Genomic DNA, 21016 nt, shown 5'->3' on the forward strand with positions numbered 1-21016 from the left:
TAAAATACCACAGAGGTAAAATAAATGAAGTTTGTATCTATATTAATGGGTAGTAAATCTGATTATGATATTATGAAATACTGTACTGATACTTTTGAGAAATTTGATGTAAAATATGAAATTATAATCTCTTCAGCTCATAGAAGTCCTAAAAGGACAACAGAATATATAAAAAATGCAGAAGAAAAGGGTGCCGTTGCCTTCATTGCCGCAGCTAATATGGCTGCTCATTTAGCAGGTGTAGTTAGTGCAACAACAACAAAACCTGTAATTGGTGTTCCTATGGAAGGTGGAGTAATGGACGGTATGGATGCAATGCTCTCAACAGTTCAAATGCCTGCAGGTATGCCTGTAGGAACAGTTTCTTTAGGAAAGTCAGGTGCTATTAATGCAGCTTATTTTGCAATGCAAATTTTAGCTATTTCAGATAAGGAATTAGCTGTTAAATTAAAGGAAGATAGAATTACTCAAGCTAAAAAAGTTGAGACAGATTCTAAAAGTATTGAAGTTATTTTATAATAAAACAATACTAAAACTTAATAAAAATCACAAAATATTAAAATCAATAAAGGTTAGGAATTAAATAAATGATAACATTTTCAGAAATCTTATTAAAACTTCAGGAATTTTGGGCGAAAGAAGGTTGTAATATAGTTCAACCATATGATATCCCAGCGGGTGCAGGAACTTTTCATCCCTCTACAATACTTAGAAGTTTAGATTCAACTCCTTGGGCTACTGCATATGTTGCTCCAAGTAGAAGACCAACAGATGGAAGATATGGAGAGAATCCAAATAGATTAGGTTCTTATTATCAATTCCAAACATTGATTAAACCTAGTCCAGACAATATTCAAGATTTATATTTACAATCATTAGAATATTTAGGTTTAGACCTTTCTAAGCATGATATTAGATTCGTTGAAGACAACTGGGAATCACCAACTTTAGGAGCATGGGGACTTGGTTGGGAAGTTTGGCTTGATGGAATGGAAGTAACACAATTTACATATTTTCAACAAGTAGGTGGCTTAGCTTGCGATCCTGTTGCTGTTGAAATAACTTATGGTACAGAAAGACTTGCAATGTATTTACAAGGGGTTGATTCTGTATTTGATATTGTTTGGAATAAAAATGATTTTGGTACTACAACTTATGCAGATGTACACAAAGAGGGAGAATATGAATTTTCTAAATACAATTTTGAAGTAGCTAATACTGAGATGTTATTTAGACATTTTGATGATGCCTTCAATGAGTGTAAATCTTGTTTGGAAGCTGAACTTCCTTTGCCAGCATATGATCAGTGTATGATGGCTTCACATGCATTTAATACACTTGATGCAAGAAAAGCTATTTCTGTAACAGAAAGACAAAATTATATTCTTAAAGTTAGAGAGTTAGCTCAGGGTTGTGCTGTGTTATATAAAGAACAAGAAGAAGACCGATTAAAAAGAATTGGAAAGAATTAGTGAAAATAAAAGAAATATATAATTTTTTAGATTCCTTATCACCTTTTGATTTACAAGAAAAATGGGATAATTCAGGGCTTCTTATTGGAAACTTTGAAGATGAAATAAAACAAGTTTACATTTCAATAGATTTAGATGAGCAAATAGTTGATGAAATGGAAGAAAACTCATTAGTTATTACTCATCATCCTTTAATATTTAAAGCTTTAAAAACTATTAATTATGATAGTTATAGTTCTAAATTAGTTAAAAAACTAATTCAAAAAAATATAGCATTAATTTCAATGCATACAAATATAGACAAAACTCATTTAAATAAATATGTAGCAAGTAAGATTTTAGATTTAGATGTAATAAATAGTGAAGAATTCATCTGTTATGCAAATGTAAATGATAGTTTTGAAAACTTTGCAAATAAAATTTCTAAAAATTTAGGATTAAAGTATCTAAAGTATGTAAAATGTAATGAAGAAATTAAAAAAGTTGCATTAGTAACTGGTGCAGGAATGTCTTTAATAAGTGAAGTAAAGGCTGATTGTTTTTTAACTGGTGACATCAAATATCATGATGCCATGGAAGCAAAAGCAAGAGGTATTTCCTTAATTGATATAAGACACTATGAAAGTGAAAAACACTTTAGCCCCTTATTAGAGGAGCTTATAAGTGAATATTTGAAAAAAAATCAATTAAAAGCTATAATAACAGCTTCAAAAAACCCATTTAAGTTTTGTACACAAGGAGAACCGGTTGAATAAGTATTTACAAGATCTAGTAAAGTTATCAAAGTATGATAGTGCAATTAGCATGTTTGAACCAAAAATTGAGAATGAAAAAGCGAAATTATCAACATTTGTAGAGGTTGCTGAGACAATTAAATCATCAATAAACAATACATATGCCCAAATTGATGATGTTAAATCAAAAAGAACAAAAAACAATATACATTTGGCTGAATTAAAAACAAAATTAGATGATATTGCTAAAAAACATAATGAAGTAACAAGTGAAAAAGAGTTAAAAGCTTTACAATTAGAAGAAGAAATTGCAAAAGAACAAATATCATTTGCTAATGAAGAAATTGAAAGACTAGATGAAGTTGCAGCAGCGAAAGAAGAAGAATTAAAAGAATTACAAGATAAGTTAACTGAAGAAGAAGAGTCTATTAAAGAAATTCAAGTAGCAGTTGATAATTCAATAGATGAAATTAATAAAGAAAGAAATTCAGTTTATCAAGAAAGAAGTGAGTTACTAGAAAAATTTGACAATAAAATCTTAACATTTTATGAAAAAATTAGAAGATGGGCAAAAGATAGTGCAGTAGTTCCTGTAATAGATCAAGCGTGTTATGGTTGTTATATGAAGATTAATGACAAAACTTATTCAGAAGTTATCAAATCAGAAGAAATTATTAACTGTCCACATTGTGGAAGAATTCTTTATAAAGAAGATGAGACTGAAGAGGCTTAATTTGAGCCTTTTTAGTATTTTATATTATTTTATTTCCTTAGTAGTTTATATACTAGCTATTCCTTATTTACTTTTTAAATCAAGAAACAATAAATATAAAAAAGCAATTCCCTCAAAGTTTTTCTTAAAAGATAATAAACCTTTCAAAAAAGATGCTATTTGGTTTCATGTATGTTCTATGGGAGAAGCTAAAGCAATAAAACCTTTAGTAGATGAATTAGACAGTACAAATATAAGTGTAATTACTAATACTGGATATGAAGAAGCAAAAAAATTATCTTCAAATGTTAGGTATTTACCTTTTGAAATATTTTTACCTTTTTGGATTAAAAAGCAAAAAGCTTTAGTTGTAATGGAAGCAGAACTTTGGTATTTCTTATTTCTTTTTGCAAAAAGAAAAGGAGCAAAGACATATTTAATAAATGCTAGAATATCAGATAAGTCTTATAGTTCATATAAAAGATTTTCTTTTTTTTATAAAAGAATATTTAATAATGTTGATAAAATATTTGCTCAAACTAAAGAAGATAAAAAAAGACTTTTAGAACTTGGAGCAAAAGATGTAGAAGTAATAGGAAATATAAAATTAGCACAACTTCCAAAAGTTACTAGAAGTTTTCAAAAACCTAATGAAATTTTAATAACTGCAGGAAGTACCCATGAAAAAGAAGAAGAGTTAATATTAAAAGCTTATGATAGGAAATATGGTAAGTTAGTAATTGTTCCTAGACATCCTGAAAGGTTTGAAAAAGTAGCCAAACTTATAGAAAATTATATAAAAGAAAAAAATTTAACTTTTCACAAGTTTTCAAATAAAGAAGACTTTTCTTCTGATATAATTTTAGTTGATAAATTAGGTGAGTTAAATAATATTTATTCTATTTCAGATGTAGTTATTTTAGGTGGTGCATTTGCTAATATAGGAGGTCATAATCCTATAGAACCAGCTTATTTTTCTTGTAAACTAATTTCAGGAAAAAGAATTTTTAACCAAAAATCACTTTTTGAATGTGTTAAAAATTTTAAATTAATTGATAATGATAAGTTAAGAGAAACTTTAGAGAATATTGAAAACATTGAAAAATCATCTTTAGTTCAAAAAGGTGATATAAAGCCAATTATAAAGGAATTAGATGGCATACGATAAAGCATATAAAGTTCTTGCAAAGCAAGAAGGAATCTCAAATTCAAAAGCAAAGGATTTGATTGATAAAGGTTTAGTTAGAGCAGAAGGTAAAAAAGTAATGATAGCAAGAGGTGAAATTGATACTAACACCAAATTTACAGTAAAAAATATTGCAGATGTGAAAGTTATTTTTCAAGATGATAATATATTAGCTGTAAATAAACCTGCTTTTTTAACTTCAGATGAAGTAGCAAAAAAGTTCCCTAAAGCAATTATGCTAAATAGACTTGATAAAGAAACAAGTGGAGTTATGCTTTTTGCGAAGAATGAAGAATTTCAGAAGAAAGCAATTAAAGAGTATAAATCAAATAATGTATATAAAGAATATGTTGCAATTGTTGATGGTAAAGTAATTGACACAATAGAAATTGATAATCCAATATTAACAACAAAAGATAGAGGTCAAGCAAAGTCTAAAGTTGATAAAAAAGGAAAACCTGCTAAAACAACTGTTTATCCTATGTTTGTTGAGGGTAATAAATCTAAGATAAAAGTAGTAATTGATACCGGAAGAACACATCAAATACGTGTACATTTAAATTATGTAGGCTTACCAATCATTGGAGATGCTTTATATGGAAAAGCAGTTTCAAATATTAATAGAGTATTACTTCATTCAAAAAAAACAAAAATCTTTGATTATGAGTTTGAAGCACCAGAACCAAGAGAATTTAAAGTATATGAGTTTAATTAAATCTTAAGCTTTTAAAATTATAAAAGTCCTAAAAATAGGACTTTCTTTTGAAAATAAATTTTAAAATATACTTAAAATAAATTTATTTTAAACTAACTTAAAGTATAATTTTAATATAATCCACAAAATTTAAAAAAAGTTTGGAGTTTAGTTTTGTTTGATTCAATAAGTGGTTCGATAAAAAGTGCAGTAAATAAAATAAGACATAAAGATGATGCAGCTTCTTTAAAAAAAGCTACAACAGAGTTAAGAAAATCTTTATTAAAATCTGACGTTCACCATAAAACTACAAAAGAGTTGGTTACTGCTGTTGAATTAGAAACAAAAAAAAATGGAATAGGACAAGACTCTTTTTTAAAAGCTCTACAAAACGAATTAACAAATATTTTAACAACTGAGGGAAATCAAGGTTTTGTATTTTCTTCTACTCCTCCTACAACTATATTGATGACAGGTTTACAAGGTTCTGGTAAAACAACAACAACAGGTAAATTAGCTAATTACCTTAAACTTAGAAAGAAAAAAGTTTTAGTTGCAGCTTGTGATTTACAAAGACTTGCAGCTGTTGAACAATTAAAACAAATTGCAGCTCAAATTGAAGTTGATATTTATTTTGATGATGAAGCAAAAGATCCTGTAGAAATAGCATTAGCAGCAAAAGAAAAAGCTAAAAAAGACCTTTATGATGTTTTATTAATCGATACAGCTGGTAGACTTGCAATTGATGAAGAATTAATGCAGCAATTACATGATGTTAAAGAAGCTATTAATCCAAATGAAATTTTTTATGTTGCTGATTCTTTAACTGGACATGATGCTACAAAAACAGCAAGTACTTTTAAAGAAAAAATTGGAATAGATGGGGTTATTTTATCTAAATATGATGGTGATACAAAAGGTGGTGTTGCAATCTCTCTTTCTCATCAAGTTGGAGTTCCCTTAAGGTTTATAGGTATTGGTGAAAAAATGCCTGATCTTGAAGTATTTATCCCTGATAGAATTGTTTCAAGATTAATGGGTGCTGGTGATATAGAAGGTCTTGCTGAAAAAACTGCAGCAGTAATAGATGAGAAAAAAGCAAAAGAAGTATCTAAGAAAATTAAAAAAGGTGAATTTAATTTTAATGATTTTTTAGAACAACTTTCAATGATGAGTAAATTAGGTTCAATGAAATCTATTATTGGAATGATTCCTGGACTTTCTCAAATGGCAGGACCTATAAAAGATATGGACTTCGAAAATTCAGATGAAATAAAAAGAATTAAAGCTTTGATTGGTTCTATGACTCCAAAAGAGAGAGAAACTCCTTCCCTTCTAAATCCAAGTAGAAAAAGAAGAATTGCGAGTGGTTCAGGTCTTTCAGAAATGCAAGTAAATAAAATACTTAAGCAGTTCAAAAATGCTTCAAAAATGGCAAAAAAACTTTCTTCAAAAGGTGGAATGAAAGGTTTACAAAATATGATGAAGCAGATGCAAGGTGCTGGTGGTCCTGGGGGACTTAAGTTACCTAAGTAAAACCAATAAATAGTATTGAGTTGTAAACTTAAAATAAAATAGGAGTTTAGAATTCAATACTATAAATAAAAATATAAGGAAAAAACATGACAGTAATTAGATTAACAAGAATGGGTAGAAACAAAAAACCATTTTATAGAATCGTTGTAACAGATTCTAGAAAAAGAAGAGATTCTGGATGGATTGAATCACTTGGATATTATAATCCAGTTGTAGAACCAAAAGTTTTAAAATTAGATGAAGATAGATATAAATATTGGCTAAGTGTTGGTGCAAAACCATCTGAGAGAGTTAAGAAATTAGCTGAAAAAAAGTAAATTTATTATAAGATTTTATCATGATTACTAATTTTATAGAAAACTATGCAAAACTTATTGTAAGTTACCCTGAAGAGATAAGCATCTCTACAAATATTGTAGATGAAACTTTTACTGAAATTACTATAAAAGCAAATAGTGCTGATATTGGTAAATTAATTGGTAAGAATGGTAATATGATAAATGCTCTTAAAACTATGGCAAATGGTTGTAAAGCAAAAGATGGAATATCTTACAAAATACAAGTTGTATCAGTATAATTAAGATATGAATGATAGAATCTATGTTGCAAAATTAGGAAAGGCAGTAGGCTTAAAGGGTCATTTAAGACTTTTTATTGAATCTGATTTTCCTGAGCAATTTAAAAAAGGTACAAGTTTTACTACAAATAAAAATCTTACACTTACTATAGAAGAGTATAACCCTAATAGGGACTTAGTAAAATTCCAAGACTACAATGATGTTGATACAGCAAAAAGACTTACAAATCAATTTTTATATACAACAATAGAGCAAACAAAAAATAGTTGTAATTTAGAAAATAATGAATATTTTTGGTTTGATATTATTAATTGTAATATTAAAGAAAATAACCAAGATTTAGGTAAGGTGGTTGAAATTCATAGATATCCTTTAGAGGATTATCTTGAAATAAAGACGGCAGAAGATTTAGTTAAAAAGAACCTTCCAAAAACTTTTTTGATACCTTACAATGTTGATAACTATATTTTAAATGTAGATATAAAAAATAAAGAAATCGAAGTTAAAAACTCTTATGAAATACTAGAAAACTCTTAATATAAGACTTTTCTAATACTTACATCTTTTTTCATATTCTTCTTTTGTAAAGTCTACTAAATATGCTTCTTTAAAGCCATTTTCTAATAAAGAATCAAATACTTTACTTCTTTCTGATGATGATGTGTATGGCCCAAAATATATTTCTATTCTATTTTTAGAATCTCTACATAAGGATATTTTTTTATCAAAAGTCTCAATTTGATCTAAATATGATTTATATAGATTTCCTTTTATTGTAGCAACATTAATAAAAGGTAAAAAAAGTTTACTATTCATAGTAGTAGAAGTTTCATCTTTTTCTTCAATAATATTCTCTTCTTGGTTTTGTATTGTATTATTAACAATATCATTTACATTTAAAGGTTTTTGAGTGTCTATATTTGAAGAATTTCCTAAAGAAGTATCAGCAGTGTTTTTTTGTTTTTCTATTTCTTCTAAAAGTTGTTCTTTTTGTAGTTCAAACTCTTTTTTTATTTCTTCTTGAAATTTAATAAAATCTTCTTGTTCTTTTTTTATTAATTCTTGTCTTTGTGCTAGAAGTTCTTTCTCTTTTTCTAAAGCTTCTTTCTCTTGCTTTATTTTTTCTTCTTCTTTTCTTTTTTCTTCTTCAATAGCTTTTTTCTTTGCTTCTTCTTCTTTTCTTTTTTCTTCAGCAATTCTTTTTTCTTCAGCTTCTAATTCTTCTTTATTCATAATCTCAGTTTTAGTAAGCATTTGTAGTTTTTTATTAAGTTTATTTTTATCAATTTCTTCAATATTTACTGAGTCATCTTTTTTATTTACTTCTATAGGAGCAACTTTTTTTTGTTCTATTTTTGTCTCTTCTTCAAAGAAACCTGTAAGATACAATATGATTCCAATGGTTAAAACAACAGAAAGAGAAGCAATAACCCCTATTAGTACTCTAAAAAGTTTTGACTGCTTCTTTTGTATGGGAGCATCTTCAAAATCTTCATTTTCGATAGTTTGATTATTTTCTTCTTGCTTTTCTTCTGATATCTCCAGTTCTTCTTCAGTTTGTGAGGATTCATTCATTGGTTCTAAAGAGTCATCAACTTCTTCATTTTTACCAATTTCTTCTTGTTTAGTAGCATTTTGCTCTAAACCTAATTCCTCAATTATTTCTTCATCAGTTTTTTCTGCCATTGTTACTCTTTTTCATTTAATTTTTTTCTTTTTTCTCTTTGTCTTTCAAGTATTTTTTCTTTATTTTTTTTATAATATTCTCTTCTGTATTCTTTTAGTTTTTCTTTTTTTCTTTCCCTATACGCTTTGTCATATTCAAGACGCTCTTCTTTATTTTTTTTATAGTACTCTTTTTTCTTCTGTCTATACTCTTTTATTTTATGAATTATTTGTTCTTTTCTATCTTCTATATGGGCTTTTTGTTTTTTCGCAATTAGCTTTATATTTTCTTCAAAGTTTTCGTCATTTAGCTCTTTAGAATAATCAATAGCTTTATAGTCTTTATATTTTGCTTGAATATCCTTATTCTTACTTTTTAAGTAATATTCCCTTTTTTTCTTTTTATGTTTTGAAAAATTTTCTTCTCTTAGTTTTTTTAGTTTTTCTAAATCCATAAAGCAATTAAATTAAATATTATCTTTTTAAATTATTTACAGTATCAAGCATACTATCTGTTGTTGTTATAGCTTTTGAGTTTGCTTCATATGCTCTTTGTGCTGTAATCAAATCAACCATTTCATTAACAAGTTTTACATTTGATAATTCTACCATTCCTTGTCTTAGTGAACCAAATTGGTCTTCTGTAGGATTGCCTTCTACAGGGTCTCCAGAAGCATCAGATGCTCTAAATAATGATTCTCCTATTGGAGTTAATCCTGCTGGATTGATAAAGTCTGCAATAGTAATTTGACCTAATTCCACACTCTCTTCTGTTTGAGGATCAGTTGCTGTAACAATACCATCAGTTCCTATAGAAATTTTAGTTAAATTTTCAGGAACAGTAATTTGTGGTTCTAAAGCATACCCATTTCCATTTACAATATTTCCTTCTTCATCTAGTTTAAACGCACCATTTCTTGTATATGCAATCTCACCTGTTGGTAATGTTATTTGAAAGAAACCTTCTCCTTCAATTGCAATATCAAGATCATTTGATGTTTGTTTTAAATCACCTTCAAAAAAGTTTTTTTGAATACCTGATACTCTTACCCCAAGTCCCACATCCATGCCTGTAGGGTTTCTTGTGATTTCTGAAGTTTGTCCAGCAGTGTAATTTAAACTTTCATACATTAAATCTTGAAATTCAGCTCTATCTTGCTTAAATCCAAGAGTATTTACATTTGAGATATTATTTGAAGTAACATCAATTTGATGTTGCATAGAATTCATTCCAGTTGCAGCCGTATATAAACCTCTTATCATGGTAATCCTTATTAATAAAGTAATATTAGAATATTATATTTAAAGAACTTTTAAAATTAGATAAATTATCTTAAGCTTTTTTTTATTATTAAGTGTAAATTTAAAACAAATTTTATATAATGATTAGATTTGAATATAGTTTAATAAGGGTAGAGATATGAAAATTTTGATAGTTGATGATAGTTCAACAATGAGAAGAATTATTGGAAATGTTGTTATGCAGTTAGGATTTGCAAAAGAAGATTTTGATGAAGCAGAAGATGGGGTAAAGGCATGGAAACTTTTAACTGAAGGGCAATATGACATAATTTTAACAGATTGGAATATGCCTAATATGAATGGATTAGAATTAGTTAAAAAAGTTAGATCGGAAGGGAATCATCAAAAAGTTCCTATTATTATGATTACAACAGAAGGTGGTAAAGGGGAAGTTATTACAGCACTTAAAGCAGGTGTAAATAATTATATTGTTAAGCCATTTAATGCACAAGTTTTAAAAGAGAAGCTTGATGGAGTTTTAAAATAATTTTAAATAATATTCAACTAAAGGGTTTAGAATGAGTATGAGTCAAGAAGAAATTGAATCTCTAATGAATGGTTTAGATTTTGGAGAGGATAGTTCTAAAGAAGAGAGTTCAGAAGAAAACTCAAATGAAAAAGTAGAAGAAACTCCTCAAAAGAGTATGTCTGAAGATGATATAAATGATCTTATATCTGAAACTGAAGATATAATAAATGATAAAGACTCTTCAGAAGAAGAATCAATAGATGATATTGTAAATAGTTTTGAGAAAGAAGAAGTTCAAAATGAAAGTCAAGAAGAAGTCCAAGAAAAAAATGAAGAAGAACCTTCTTTTGAGGAAGATGAAAAAAGTGTAGATGAGATTTTAAATCAAATAGAATCTATTCCTACAGAGAATATTGAAGAAGAACCTACTTTAGTAAATGAATCTAATTCAGAGCCAACAGAAAGTAATATTGATGATATCTTAGCTTCTATTGAAGGTATAGAAGAAACTTCAGTAGAAACCACAGAAGATTCTACACCTATAGTTGCAAATGAAGAGATACAAAACTCTGAAGAAGATCTAGATCATAAAATCAATAGTGGAGTATTTCCTTTGCCTGTAGAACAAGATACAAAAGTTGTTAATCAGTTAAGTCAAGTTGCAAATGATTCTGAAGAAAAAGCTACCAAAATTTTTGATGTTTTAAGTAATATATTAGATTATAACAATAATATTCAAAATGATGTTAAAGAATTAGCATCTTTTAATGAAAAGCAAACAGCAATGTTAACTTCATTAAATAATAAATTTCCGAATATAGAAGCTTTTAAACAAAATCTTGAACAAGCACAAAAAATGGGAAATTTTATTTCAGATATTAATGGCAAACTTGAAAATGGAAATATGGAAATTTTTCAAGCAATGGAACTAATGCAATATCATGATATTAATAGACAAAAAATAGAAAGAGTAATGTCTGTAATTAGAAAATTGTCAGTATATTTAAACAACTTGTTTGAAGACGAAGGACAACATGATGAAATTGCTGTAGCAAAACATATACATGGGGATTCTTCAACTGGTGATTTAGTTGGGGATGATGATTTAGAAGCTTTAATTGCAGAGTTTAATAAATAAGGAAGAAAAATGGCAAAGTATCCTTTAGTAGCATCAATGGTTAATCAAATTAATAGAATTGATGTTATCTCTAATAATTTGGCAAATGTAAATACAGTTGGTTTTAAACAAGAAGGAACCGCAGAAGGTTCTTTTAATTACTATATGTACAGAGCTCAAAGAGATGGTTTTGATCCTACAAAAATAAACGAAATAGTAAATACTATTCCTAAAATGGATACAAATTATATTGACCAACAAATGGGCCCTATTGTTACTACTGGAAATGCTTTAGATTTTTCTTTGAGTGAAAGTGACAGTTTTTTTAAAGTTCAAGGGGAAAATGGGGATATCCTTTATACAAGAGATGGTTCCTTTAAAAACTTAAATGGAATATTAGTTGATTCAAATGGTCAAGCAGTTTTATCAAATGATAATGAACCAATTGCTTTAGAAGAAGAAAATTTCCAAAATTTAATTTCAGTATCAAGAATTGATTATAATGATTTAAAAAAATATAAAGATAACACTTATAAATTAAAAGAAGAAAATGCTTTTGTTGAAGTCCTTGAGAATAATGAAAGACAATTAATGCAAGGTTCTTTAGAAAAGTCTAATGTAAATAGTGTTTCTTCTATGGTAGGTTTAATTGATGCCCAAAGAAGATTAGAACAAGCTCAGAAAGCTATTCAAGCTCAGAGTGAAATGAATGAAAAACTTATTCAAAAAATTGGAGATACAACTAACTAATGCAAGCTAGTGAAGTAACAGGACTATTATTTAATCAACTAAGCTTTAGAGGAGATAGACAAAATGTCATTTCTAGTAATATAGCTAATGTAAATACACCTGGATATAAAACAAAAGACTTAGTTTTTGAAGACGAAATAGGAAAAGTAAAAAAGGAAAAAGATTTACCTTTATATACAACAAATTCAAAACATATGACAGGTTTTGAGCCAACAAAAAAAAATAATCAACCAAGACTTATAGAAGTAGAAGGTCTAAAAGAGCAAAATGATGGCAATAATGTTAGTATGGACAGACAAATGAGTGAGATGTCAAAAAATAAAATTATGTTTGATGCCTTACAGTCATCAATAAAAAAAGATTCAAGGTTATTTAAATCAGTAATAGAATCATCACAAAAAAATTAATTTAGGATTTTAGGTATATGGACCAACTTTTAAAGTTTATAAACAATTTAAATGCTGCACAAAGAGCTGTTATCATTGGAGGTTTTTCTATTTTATTTGTGCTGCTAGTTGGATTATTAATCTATTCAAATGTGAAAGCTCAAGATAAAAAACTAAATTATACAATAGCAAGTAATTTGACTAAAAATCAAGTGATGATGGCAAGTAATGAACTTGAAGCTTCTGGAGTACCTTTTGCAGTCATTGGAAGTGGGAATTCTTTAACTTTAAAAACTTCAAAAGAGTTTATCAATATAGCCAAAATAAAACTTGTTACTAGTGAAGCTTCTTCAAGTAAACATGTGGGTTGGGAAATTTTTGAGAAGTCTTCATTAGGAACTACTAATTTTGAAAACAATGTAAAATTTTTAAGAGCAACAGAAGGAGAATTGTCAAGGTCACTAGAATCCTTATCTGGCGTTTTAAGTGCTAGTGTTAAAATTGCAATTCCTAAGAATACAATATTTACTGAAAGAAAGACTGAACCAACTGCATCTGCTGTTTTATCATTGAAGCCAGGTGTTTTTTTAACCCAAAAACAAATTGATGGGATTAAAAACTTTGTAGCATCTGCTGTCCCTGATTTGAAAATTGAAAATATAAAACTTATAGATCAAGATGGTTCTTTATTACAAATGTCAAATGATGATATTGAAAATGAAAAATCATTGACTCAAAATAAATATAAACAAAAAATAGAAAAAGAGTATGAAAAAAAGATAGTAGAACTTTTGGAACCAGTTGTTGGTGTAGGAAGAGTTGTTGCTAGAGTTACAATGGAACTTGATTTTAAAAAAATACATGTTCAAGAAGAGATATACGAGCCAGAAGGAACAATAAGAAGTCAACAAACTACTGAAAATACAGCAAGTTCTATAGGTGGTAATAAATTACCAGGAGGAACAGCTGGTGTAGAGAATAATATTCAAGTTCCTGATAATGTAGAAGGAGATGGTGGTACACAATCAAATAGTGAAAGCACAAAAAGTATAACAAACTATGAAATATCAAAAAGAGTAATAGATGAGAAAAACAATAATTATTCTTCTGTAAAAAAAGTAAGTGCCGCTGTAACTTTTGATTCTTCAGTATTTGAAAACAATGAAAATAGAGAAGAATTTGTAGCTTCAATTGAGTCAATTGTTCAAGAAACTATTGGTTTTAGTGCAAAAAGGGGAGATAAAATTGCAGTAAAAGCATTTAAATTTGTTACAATGAAAGATCCAAATGTTAAGCTAGATGAAAATGGTAATCCTATTGTTAGTGAAGATTCAATGGGTAGTTCAATGAGTACCTTATCTGTTGTAAAAGCAGTACTTAAAGAGTTTAGTGAATATTTCCAGTATCTAATTGCAGCAATTTTATTATTTGTTTTTTATAAAAAGTTTATTGTAAATAATGATGTTGTAATTTTAGGAGATGAAAATAAAGGTAAGAAAAAAGTAGATGAAGATGGTAATCCTATAGATGATGAATTTATGAATAAATTTATGGGAGATTATGAAGATGAATTTGACTCAAATACTGCAAAAGGTAGATTAAAAGCAAAAGTAAAAAGTCAAATAATGAATAATATCGAAGGACTTGATGAAGAAAGTGCTGCTAGATATGAGGTACTGATAGAGTCTTTAGATAAAGAAATAAACAATAATCCACAAGAAATAGCTAGAATGATAGAATTATTATTAAGCGAAGGAAGTGGAAAATTTAAATCAGATAAGAAGAAGTAATGGCAGAAGAACAAGATATTTTAAAAGGTATGTCAATGCTTGATAAGGTTGCACATTTTTGTGTCCTTATTGGAGAAGAGGCAACTGTAAAGATTTTTCAACATTTACCTAAAAATATAGTTGAAGATATATCAACACAAATCACTATGATAAATTCAATTGATAAAGATATTTCTTTAGCTATCTTAGATGAATTTCATTTATTTACAAGATCAAAAAACTTTATTAGTTCTGGTGGATATGATTATGCTAAAGATATTTTATACAAGTCTTTAGGAAAAGGTGAAGCAGACGAAGTTTTAGCCAAACTATCAAGAATGAAACTTGCAGCTCAATCTTTTGCTTATTTAGATGCTATAAATCCTAAACAGTTAGCAGACTTTATTAAAGATGAATCTCCTCAAACAATAGCTGTAATTTTATCCCATCTAGAACCTCCTAAAGCTGCAGAAGTTTTAATGCAATTAGATGAAGATGTAAAAGTTAAAGTAACTATGCAAATGGCAACAATTAAAGATGTTTCTCCAGATGTTGTAAGAACAATTTCTGTAGTATTAGAAAAGAAACTAGAATCACTTTTATCATCTATTGTTGATGTTGGTGGTGTAAAAGTTGTTGCAGATATGTTAAATAGATTAGGTCCTAAATCACAAGATATACTTAAAAATATTAATGGGGTAGATACTTCACTTGCAACAAAAATTAAAGAAAATATGTTTGTATTCGAAGATTTACTAAACTTAGATTCTGAATATGTAATGAAAATTTTACAAAATGTTGATACTGCTGATGTTGCAGTTGCTATGAAAAATGCAACAGAAGATGATATGACTAAAATTACAAGTGCTATGTCACAAAGAGCTAGTGATAGATTTAGAGAAGAGTTTGAAATGCTTACAAAAGTTAAAATTAAAGATATTGAGGCTGCCCAAAGAAAAATGCTTGATGTTGCACAAAAAATGATTGAAGAAGGTGCAATTGATAGAGATATGGATGACGACTAATGAATAGAAATAATGTATATTCGACAGCAAAAGTAATTTCAAAAAATGATGAAATTGAAAATTATCAATTAGGAACTTTTATAAAAAATAATGAAGGGGAAACAGAACAAGTTTATGCTCCTGCTCCAATACCTCAATCTGCAAATCATCCGAATCCTAGTTTAGAATTAGATAATATTTTAGGTGAAATAAAAACCTTAAGTACTCAAATGCAAGAGGTAAATCAAAAAATTACTAATATAGAAAATAATGGAATGAGTACAAAAGAAATTGATGCACAAGTTGTTCAAGCAATAAAAGACTTAAAGAATTATGCAAATTTCTTCGAACAAGCAACTTTTCAAATGGAAACAAAAATTTTAAAAACTTCAATTTCTATAGCTCAAAAAATAATTGCAATAGAAATAGGGGAAAACTCTTCAGCAATCGCAAAACAAACAATCTCCCATTTACTTGAAAAAGTAAAAAATGCTTCTAAAATAAAAATTCATCTCAATCCTAAAGATTATCAGGTTTTAAAAGACCAACTTAACTTAGATACATTTATTGAATTAGTAGAAGATGTAAATGTTACAGCAGGTGGCGTAGTTATTGCAAGTGATCTTGGAAATTTTGATGGAAATATTGAAGCAAAAGTTAATACTATGCTTGAATCTTTAGATAATGTAATATAAAATACACTCAATTTTATTCTAATATTTTACATATATAATCTTCTTTAGTGACTTTTTGTGATATAATTTAGTAATTTAATCATAAAAAGTGTAATGATGGAAATTAGTGAAAGAGATTATGACTTACTCGTAGATACAGAAATTACAGTTGATGTAATGCTTGGTAATGCAAATATTACTGTAAAAGAGTTTTTAGAATTATCAGAAGGTGATATCTTATCTTTAGATAAACAAGCTGGTTCTGGTGGTGATATTTATGTTAATAAAAGAATTGTTGGAACAGGCGATATTATAGTAATTGATGAAAAACTTGCTGTAAGAGTTCAAGAGGCAATGGATTCAGATAATGTCGTAAGATATTTCTTTGATGAAAAATTATTTTAGGAGATTTAACAATGGCTACTACAACAGATGGTGTTAGTACTTCTACCGCTTTAACAGAAAATGGTACAGCTTATACAGCAAGTGTCAGTAATGATAAACTTTCAAATGAAGACTTTTTAAAACTAATGTTACAAGAATTAAAGCTTCAAGATCCTACTTCTCCTATGGATTCAAATCAGATGTTACAAACTCAAATGCAAATGTCAACAATGGAAACAAACTTACAAATGACTAATGCAATGGAATCATTAAAAACATCAATTGCAAATATGAGTTTAACAAATGCAATGGGTTTTATGGGTAAAAAAGTAGATGCAGTTGTTGATGTACCTATTAAAGATGATGAAGGAAATCCTCTAGAAGATGAAAATGGAAATACTATTACTGAAAAAGTAAGAGCTTCTTTTCATATTGGTACGGTTAGTATTGCTGATGGAGTTACAAACTTAGAAAGTTATGAATTAATGGGTTTTAAAGATAATGCAGTTGATATAGAAACTGGAAAAGAAATTGATTATGACCCCCAAACAGGGCAAATAAAAAACTCTGATGGAACTTTAAGTGAATATTATATAAAACTTGATGCAAGTGGTATGTTTGCTGTAGATAATGAAGGTAAAATAATAATTACAGATGCCGCTGGAAAAATTAAAAACCCTACATATACAAAAGATGTAAATGGATTAGAAGTAACAGAAAGTAAATATGGATATGCAGGTACTGATGAAATTTATTCTCCAAATGTTACAAATTTAAAATATGAAGAAATAGTAAAAATTTACTAATTTATAAAAAGGAAAGTTATGATTAGTGGTTTATGGAATGGTATTAGTGGATTAAGTGCTTTCGAAAAAGCTTTAAGTACTCAATCAAATAATATTGCAAATACAAATACAATTGGTCACAAGTCGGATAGAATCACTTTTGAAGATATGATGTACGAATCTAGATATGGAAAAGGTGTAGCGGTACAAGGTGTAGAAAAAGACTTTTCTCAAGGTGGCTTAAAAAATACAGGGTTACCTCTTGATGTTGCCATTGAAGGAAAAGGCTTTTTTATTGTAAATGACCCAAATACAAATGAAACTTATTATACAAGAGCAGGAAACTTTAAACTTTCATCAGATGGAACTTTAAGAACAGTAGATGATCTTTTAGTTTATGGTTCTTCTTCAACAGTTACAAATTTGGTTAGTTCTGATGATACAACAGAATTTGATAATAGTTATAGTGTAGACCTTGTTGCAAAAGCAATCACAACAAATAATTTTTCTGAAACAATAAATGCAAAGTCAACAGATTATTTACAAAGTGCTACAGAAACTGGAACTTCAGGAAATGGATATAAAGATAGAAGTGCAGTTATCTCAGATGTGCGAGCTTCTATTGCAAATTATAGTGAAATACTTGAATTATATTCGACAAATCCAGAAGCTACTAGTGTAGCTTCAACTTCACAACAAAATCAAATTGAATATTCAAGTTTTTTAAGTGAACTTCAAAATGAAGAAGATTATATTGAAGTAACAATTAATGGTGAAAAAATAAGACAAAATTTTGAGATAGATACTGAGACTACAATGAATCTTTTTGCTGATAAAATTTCAGCAGTTTCAGGTTTAAGTGCAAGTGTTGATGATACAGGTTTAGTAACTATTGATTCTTTAATCCCAGGAGAAACTTTTAGTATAACACAAGCAGCAGTGAATAATAATGCCCCTGCAATAAATGAAACCATTGCTCCAAGCTTAGGTTCAGGGATAGGTATGTTAGATAGTGCAAGACAAGCTTTAAAAAATTCACTTGAAACAGCAAATGCTAAATTTTTAGAAATGACTCATACTATATCAAATTCAGATGCAGCTTTAACAGGAATTTCATCTATGCAACTTAGATTAGATAATTTAAATGTAGTTGAAGATGTTTTTGGAGAATTATCTATTGAAGATGGAAACATCTATGCTAAAGATGGAGATAGTAAATTTTTATTAGGTAAATTAGAAACTGCTTACTTTGCAAATGAAAATGGATTAGATCCAAAAGGAGACAGATTATATACTTCTTCTAATGAAACAGGTGAGCCTGTAAATGCAAGTAAAATAAACAAATTAATCGGAAATAATTTGGAACTTAGTAATAGTGATTTTGGAGAAAGTTTAGTTGACTTGATGGTTTTCCAAAGGGCATTTGAAGGAAGTTCTAAATCTATTACAACATCTGATGAATTTTTAAAAACAGCTATTCAGTTAAAGACATAAGTCTTTAACTTAGTGTTTAAATATTAGTATTTTTTCAAATATTAATATTTGAACATGTAAAAGTGTTTAAAAATTTATCTAAAGGATAAATCATGATCGGAGCATTATGGACAGGGATATCAGGGTTATCGTCACATCAAACAGCGTTAGACAATGAATCTCATAATATAGCAAATGTAAATACAGTAGGATATAAATCTTCAAGAATATCTTTTGCAGACCAAATGTATCAAGATAGAATTGGTAAAGGGTCTAAAATATTAGATGCAGAGAAACTATATGTTCAAGGTAATCTAAAAACCACAGGGGTAAACTATGATGTTGCCATAAGTGGAGATGGATTCTTTACAGTAAAAAATACTACTTCAAGTGGAAGTGGAGAAAACTATTACACTAGAGCAGGAAACTTTAGAATGGGTGATAATGGAACCCTACAAGATGCTGCTGGAAATGAAGTCCAAGGATGGGCTATGAGAGTAATAGATACTGATAAAGATGTAATTTCAACGGACCCAAATAATAAAAGAATAACAGATGATTATACAAAATTATTGTCTTCAAAAGTAATAAAATATGCAAGTCAAGTAGAGACAATAACAGCAAAAGCAACAGACTATAATAAAACAGCAAGAGCAGATTCTAGTACAGTATTTACTGGAGCTGGAGCAAAAACAAAAGCTGCAAAAGTTACAGATATTGAAAACTTAGTGGCAAACTATGCTTCATGGCTACAAAAACTACAAGATGATCCATATGTAGGAAGTGCAAGCTCAACTTCACAGGTATCACAAATAAACTTTAAATCTTTTGATTCTTTAGGTGGAACAGATAGTGGAGCCATTTCAAAAGATGGAGATAGTATTTATGTTTATATTGATGGAGAAAAGATTTCACAAGAATTTGTATCAGTAACAGCAACTTATGATATAGATGGAGATGGAAATACAGCAGCCGATGATGCTTCAGGATCAACAACATATGCAGATGCTGATAATTTAGTTGCAAGTAGAATAGCAACTTATAAAGCCTTAGCAGATAAGATATCAGAAGAGGTTCCTGGTTTAAGAGCTTATATGGTAAGTGAAACAGGTGGAACAAATGATGATGTTTTAGAAGATGATGATATTTTTAAGCTATCTACAAAAGATAGTGATATGATAAAAGGTATTATTCAAATTGAATCTTTAATCCCTGGAGTAAGTTTTGATATATCAGAAGTAGGGGAAGAAATAGGAAATAATAATAAAGTTGCAGGAGGTTTTCAAACTTCATCAGCAGCAAATGCTGGAGAAGGAGTTGGAGCCTTAAATAGTGCTAGAGATGCTTTAGCTAGAGCTATTTCAGGAAAACAACAAGATGTTTATACTCTTGCTGATTTAGGTTTAGATAATCCTAATACTACTTCAGGGGCTTTAACAGCTCAAGATTTTCTTTATGGTATGACAATTTATGATAAAGAATTAGATAAAATTATACCAGTACCTGGAGATAATACAACAAGTCCTGCTACTCCTTTATCAATATTTGTTAATGATGCCACAACAGTTGATGATATAGTTGATGCTATAAATAACCCTCAAACAGAATATTTTCAAGATGATGGAACAAGTGTAGCAAATAGTTCTTTTCAGTTATCAGATTATGTGGTAGCTAAAAATATAAATGGAAACTTGGTAATAGAAACCAAAGATGAAAACTATGATGTTGAATTTAGTGGTTCTTTAAAGATATCTGATAATGCAGCAACTGATAGTGGAGGACCTCTTTTAACAATTGCTAATTATACTCCAAGAGATAAAAACAATGATTATAGTGGAAGACAGGGAGCTGGTGCTGAATTTATTCAGATGGTAACAACTATAAACCAAACTTCAACACAAGATTCACTTCAACTAAAACTTGATGCTTTAGGAATTTCTGATTCTGCCTTTGGAGAGTTTTCTGTTGATAGTACTGGACTAATCACTATGAAACAAGATGGAGCTTCATTTGCAATAGGACAAATATCTCTATCTTTATTCAATAATAATAGAGGACTAGAACCAGTTGGAGATAATAATTATGCAAAAACCAATGAATCTGGTGATCCTATATACAGTAAAAACAATGAAAACACTGGTAAGATTGAAAATAAGACTTTAGAATTATCTACAGCAGACTTAAGTGAAAGTTTAGTTAACTTGATGGTATTTCAAAGGGCATTTGAAGCTAATGCAAAATCTATTACAACTTCTGATGAGTTATTAAATACTTTAATTAACTTAAAACGATAAGTATAAAAGAGTTTAGACTCTTTTATACAAAA

The 21016-nt window shown here is 28.5% G+C and carries 24 protein-coding genes; 21 read left to right on the forward strand and 3 right to left on the reverse strand.

Translation table 11 applies throughout. From position 1 onward, the window contains the following. Window positions 1–24: 24 nt before the first annotated feature. The 10 genes from purE (at window position 25) to rimM (ending at window position 7449) form a co-directional block, all read left to right on the forward strand. Window positions 25–519 carry a 5-(carboxyamino)imidazole ribonucleotide mutase gene (gene purE, locus CP965_RS11785; RefSeq protein WP_129062311.1) on the forward strand — a complete coding sequence of 165 codons (495 nt, stop codon included), beginning with the start codon at window positions 25–27 and terminating at the stop codon, window positions 517–519. Between the two features lie 68 nt (window positions 520–587). Further along, on the forward strand, window positions 588–1472 hold the full coding sequence (gene glyQ / locus CP965_RS11790) for a glycine--tRNA ligase subunit alpha (protein WP_129062312.1): 885 nt from the start codon (window positions 588–590) through the stop codon (window positions 1470–1472). After that, entirely contained in the window at window positions 1472–2227 is a 756-nt protein-coding gene (locus CP965_RS11795) for a Nif3-like dinuclear metal center hexameric protein (protein ID WP_129062313.1), read from the forward strand. Before glyQ ends, CP965_RS11795 begins: the two co-directional genes overlap by 1 nt. Continuing rightward, on the forward strand, window positions 2220–2939 hold the full coding sequence (locus CP965_RS11800) for a zinc ribbon domain-containing protein (protein ID WP_129062314.1): 720 nt from the start codon (window positions 2220–2222) through the stop codon (window positions 2937–2939). The genes CP965_RS11795 and CP965_RS11800 overlap by 8 nt, the downstream gene beginning before the upstream one ends. 1 nt (window position 2940) lies before the next feature. Beyond that, window positions 2941–4086, forward strand: coding sequence for a lipid IV(A) 3-deoxy-D-manno-octulosonic acid transferase (gene waaA, locus CP965_RS11805; protein ID WP_129062315.1), 1146 nt, complete (start codon window positions 2941–2943; stop codon window positions 4084–4086). Continuing rightward, window positions 4073–4819, forward strand: coding sequence for a pseudouridine synthase family protein (locus CP965_RS11810; RefSeq protein ID WP_129062316.1), 747 nt, complete (start codon window positions 4073–4075; stop codon window positions 4817–4819). The genes waaA and CP965_RS11810 overlap by 14 nt, the downstream gene beginning before the upstream one ends. Window positions 4820–4972: 153 nt before the next feature. Next, window positions 4973–6334 carry a signal recognition particle protein gene (gene ffh / locus CP965_RS11815; RefSeq protein ID WP_129062317.1) on the forward strand — a complete coding sequence of 454 codons (1362 nt, stop codon included), beginning with the start codon at window positions 4973–4975 and terminating at the stop codon, window positions 6332–6334. A gap of 86 nt (window positions 6335–6420) precedes the next feature. After that, window positions 6421–6651, forward strand: a complete 231-nt coding sequence (gene rpsP, locus CP965_RS11820) for a 30S ribosomal protein S16 (protein ID WP_129062318.1) — start codon at window positions 6421–6423, stop codon at window positions 6649–6651. Between the two features lie 20 nt (window positions 6652–6671). Then, the gene (locus CP965_RS11825; RefSeq protein WP_129062319.1) at window positions 6672–6911 is read left to right on the forward strand and encodes a KH domain-containing protein; all 240 of its coding nucleotides are present in this window, start codon (window positions 6672–6674) and stop codon (window positions 6909–6911) included. Between the two features lie 7 nt (window positions 6912–6918). Continuing rightward, on the forward strand, window positions 6919–7449 hold the full coding sequence (gene rimM, locus CP965_RS11830) for a ribosome maturation factor RimM (RefSeq protein ID WP_129062320.1): 531 nt from the start codon (window positions 6919–6921) through the stop codon (window positions 7447–7449). A gap of 12 nt (window positions 7450–7461) precedes the next feature. On the opposite strand, the gene CP965_RS11835 is transcribed toward rimM, so the two are convergent. From CP965_RS11835 to flgG, 3 genes are read right to left on the reverse strand one after another with little or no spacing between them, the layout of a single operon-like run. Then, window positions 7462–8598, reverse strand: a complete 1137-nt coding sequence (locus CP965_RS11835) for a hypothetical protein (RefSeq protein WP_129062321.1) — start codon at window positions 8596–8598, stop codon at window positions 7462–7464. Between the two features lie 2 nt (window positions 8599–8600). Next, window positions 8601–9032 (reverse strand): hypothetical protein, encoded by a 432-nt coding sequence (locus CP965_RS11840; protein ID WP_129062322.1) that lies wholly within the window; start codon window positions 9030–9032, stop codon window positions 8601–8603. 19 nt (window positions 9033–9051) lie between these two features. Continuing rightward, window positions 9052–9840 carry a flagellar basal-body rod protein FlgG gene (gene flgG, locus CP965_RS11845; protein WP_129062323.1) on the reverse strand — a complete coding sequence of 263 codons (789 nt, stop codon included), beginning with the start codon at window positions 9838–9840 and terminating at the stop codon, window positions 9052–9054. A gap of 157 nt (window positions 9841–9997) precedes the next feature. On the opposite strand from flgG, the gene CP965_RS11850 reads away from it, so the two are divergent. The 11 genes from CP965_RS11850 to CP965_RS11900 all read left to right on the forward strand — a co-directional run bounded on the left by CP965_RS11850 (window position 9998) and on the right by CP965_RS11900 (window position 20984). After that, entirely contained in the window at window positions 9998–10366 is a 369-nt protein-coding gene (locus tag CP965_RS11850; RefSeq protein WP_129062324.1) for a response regulator, read from the forward strand. A gap of 31 nt (window positions 10367–10397) precedes the next feature. Next, a complete protein-coding gene (locus tag CP965_RS11855; protein WP_129062325.1) occupies window positions 10398–11486 on the forward strand; it encodes a hypothetical protein in 1089 nt (362 codons plus the stop codon). A gap of 9 nt (window positions 11487–11495) precedes the next feature. Continuing rightward, entirely contained in the window at window positions 11496–12215 is a 720-nt protein-coding gene (locus CP965_RS11860) for a flagellar hook-basal body protein (RefSeq protein WP_129062326.1), read from the forward strand. After that, complete coding sequence (gene flgB, locus CP965_RS11865; RefSeq protein WP_129062327.1) at window positions 12215–12622, forward strand: flagellar basal body rod protein FlgB; 408 nt, start codon at window positions 12215–12217, stop codon at window positions 12620–12622. Before CP965_RS11860 ends, flgB begins: the two co-directional genes overlap by 1 nt. A gap of 17 nt (window positions 12623–12639) precedes the next feature. Beyond that, window positions 12640–14391 (forward strand): flagellar basal-body MS-ring/collar protein FliF, encoded by a 1752-nt coding sequence (gene fliF, locus CP965_RS11870; RefSeq protein WP_129062328.1) that lies wholly within the window; start codon window positions 12640–12642, stop codon window positions 14389–14391. Beyond that, a complete protein-coding gene (gene fliG, locus CP965_RS11875; protein ID WP_129062329.1) occupies window positions 14391–15395 on the forward strand; it encodes a flagellar motor switch protein FliG in 1005 nt (334 codons plus the stop codon). The genes fliF and fliG overlap by 1 nt, the downstream gene beginning before the upstream one ends. Next, complete coding sequence (locus CP965_RS11880) at window positions 15395–16069, forward strand: FliH/SctL family protein (protein WP_129062330.1); 675 nt, start codon at window positions 15395–15397, stop codon at window positions 16067–16069. Before fliG ends, CP965_RS11880 begins: the two co-directional genes overlap by 1 nt. A gap of 96 nt (window positions 16070–16165) precedes the next feature. Then, entirely contained in the window at window positions 16166–16453 is a 288-nt protein-coding gene (locus CP965_RS11885) for a FliM/FliN family flagellar motor switch protein (protein WP_129062331.1), read from the forward strand. A gap of 11 nt (window positions 16454–16464) precedes the next feature. Further along, complete coding sequence (locus tag CP965_RS11890) at window positions 16465–17238, forward strand: flagellar hook assembly protein FlgD (protein ID WP_129062332.1); 774 nt, start codon at window positions 16465–16467, stop codon at window positions 17236–17238. 18 nt (window positions 17239–17256) lie between these two features. Continuing rightward, window positions 17257–18711, forward strand: coding sequence for a flagellar hook-basal body complex protein (locus CP965_RS11895; protein ID WP_129062333.1), 1455 nt, complete (start codon window positions 17257–17259; stop codon window positions 18709–18711). Window positions 18712–18803: 92 nt separating this feature from the next. Then, entirely contained in the window at window positions 18804–20984 is a 2181-nt protein-coding gene (locus CP965_RS11900; protein ID WP_129062334.1) for a flagellar hook-basal body complex protein, read from the forward strand. The last annotated feature ends 32 nt before the right edge of the window (window positions 20985–21016 follow it).

This window comes from Halarcobacter mediterraneus (assembly GCF_004116625.1).
GTDB classification, from domain to species: Bacteria; Campylobacterota; Campylobacteria; order Campylobacterales; family Arcobacteraceae; genus Halarcobacter; species Halarcobacter mediterraneus.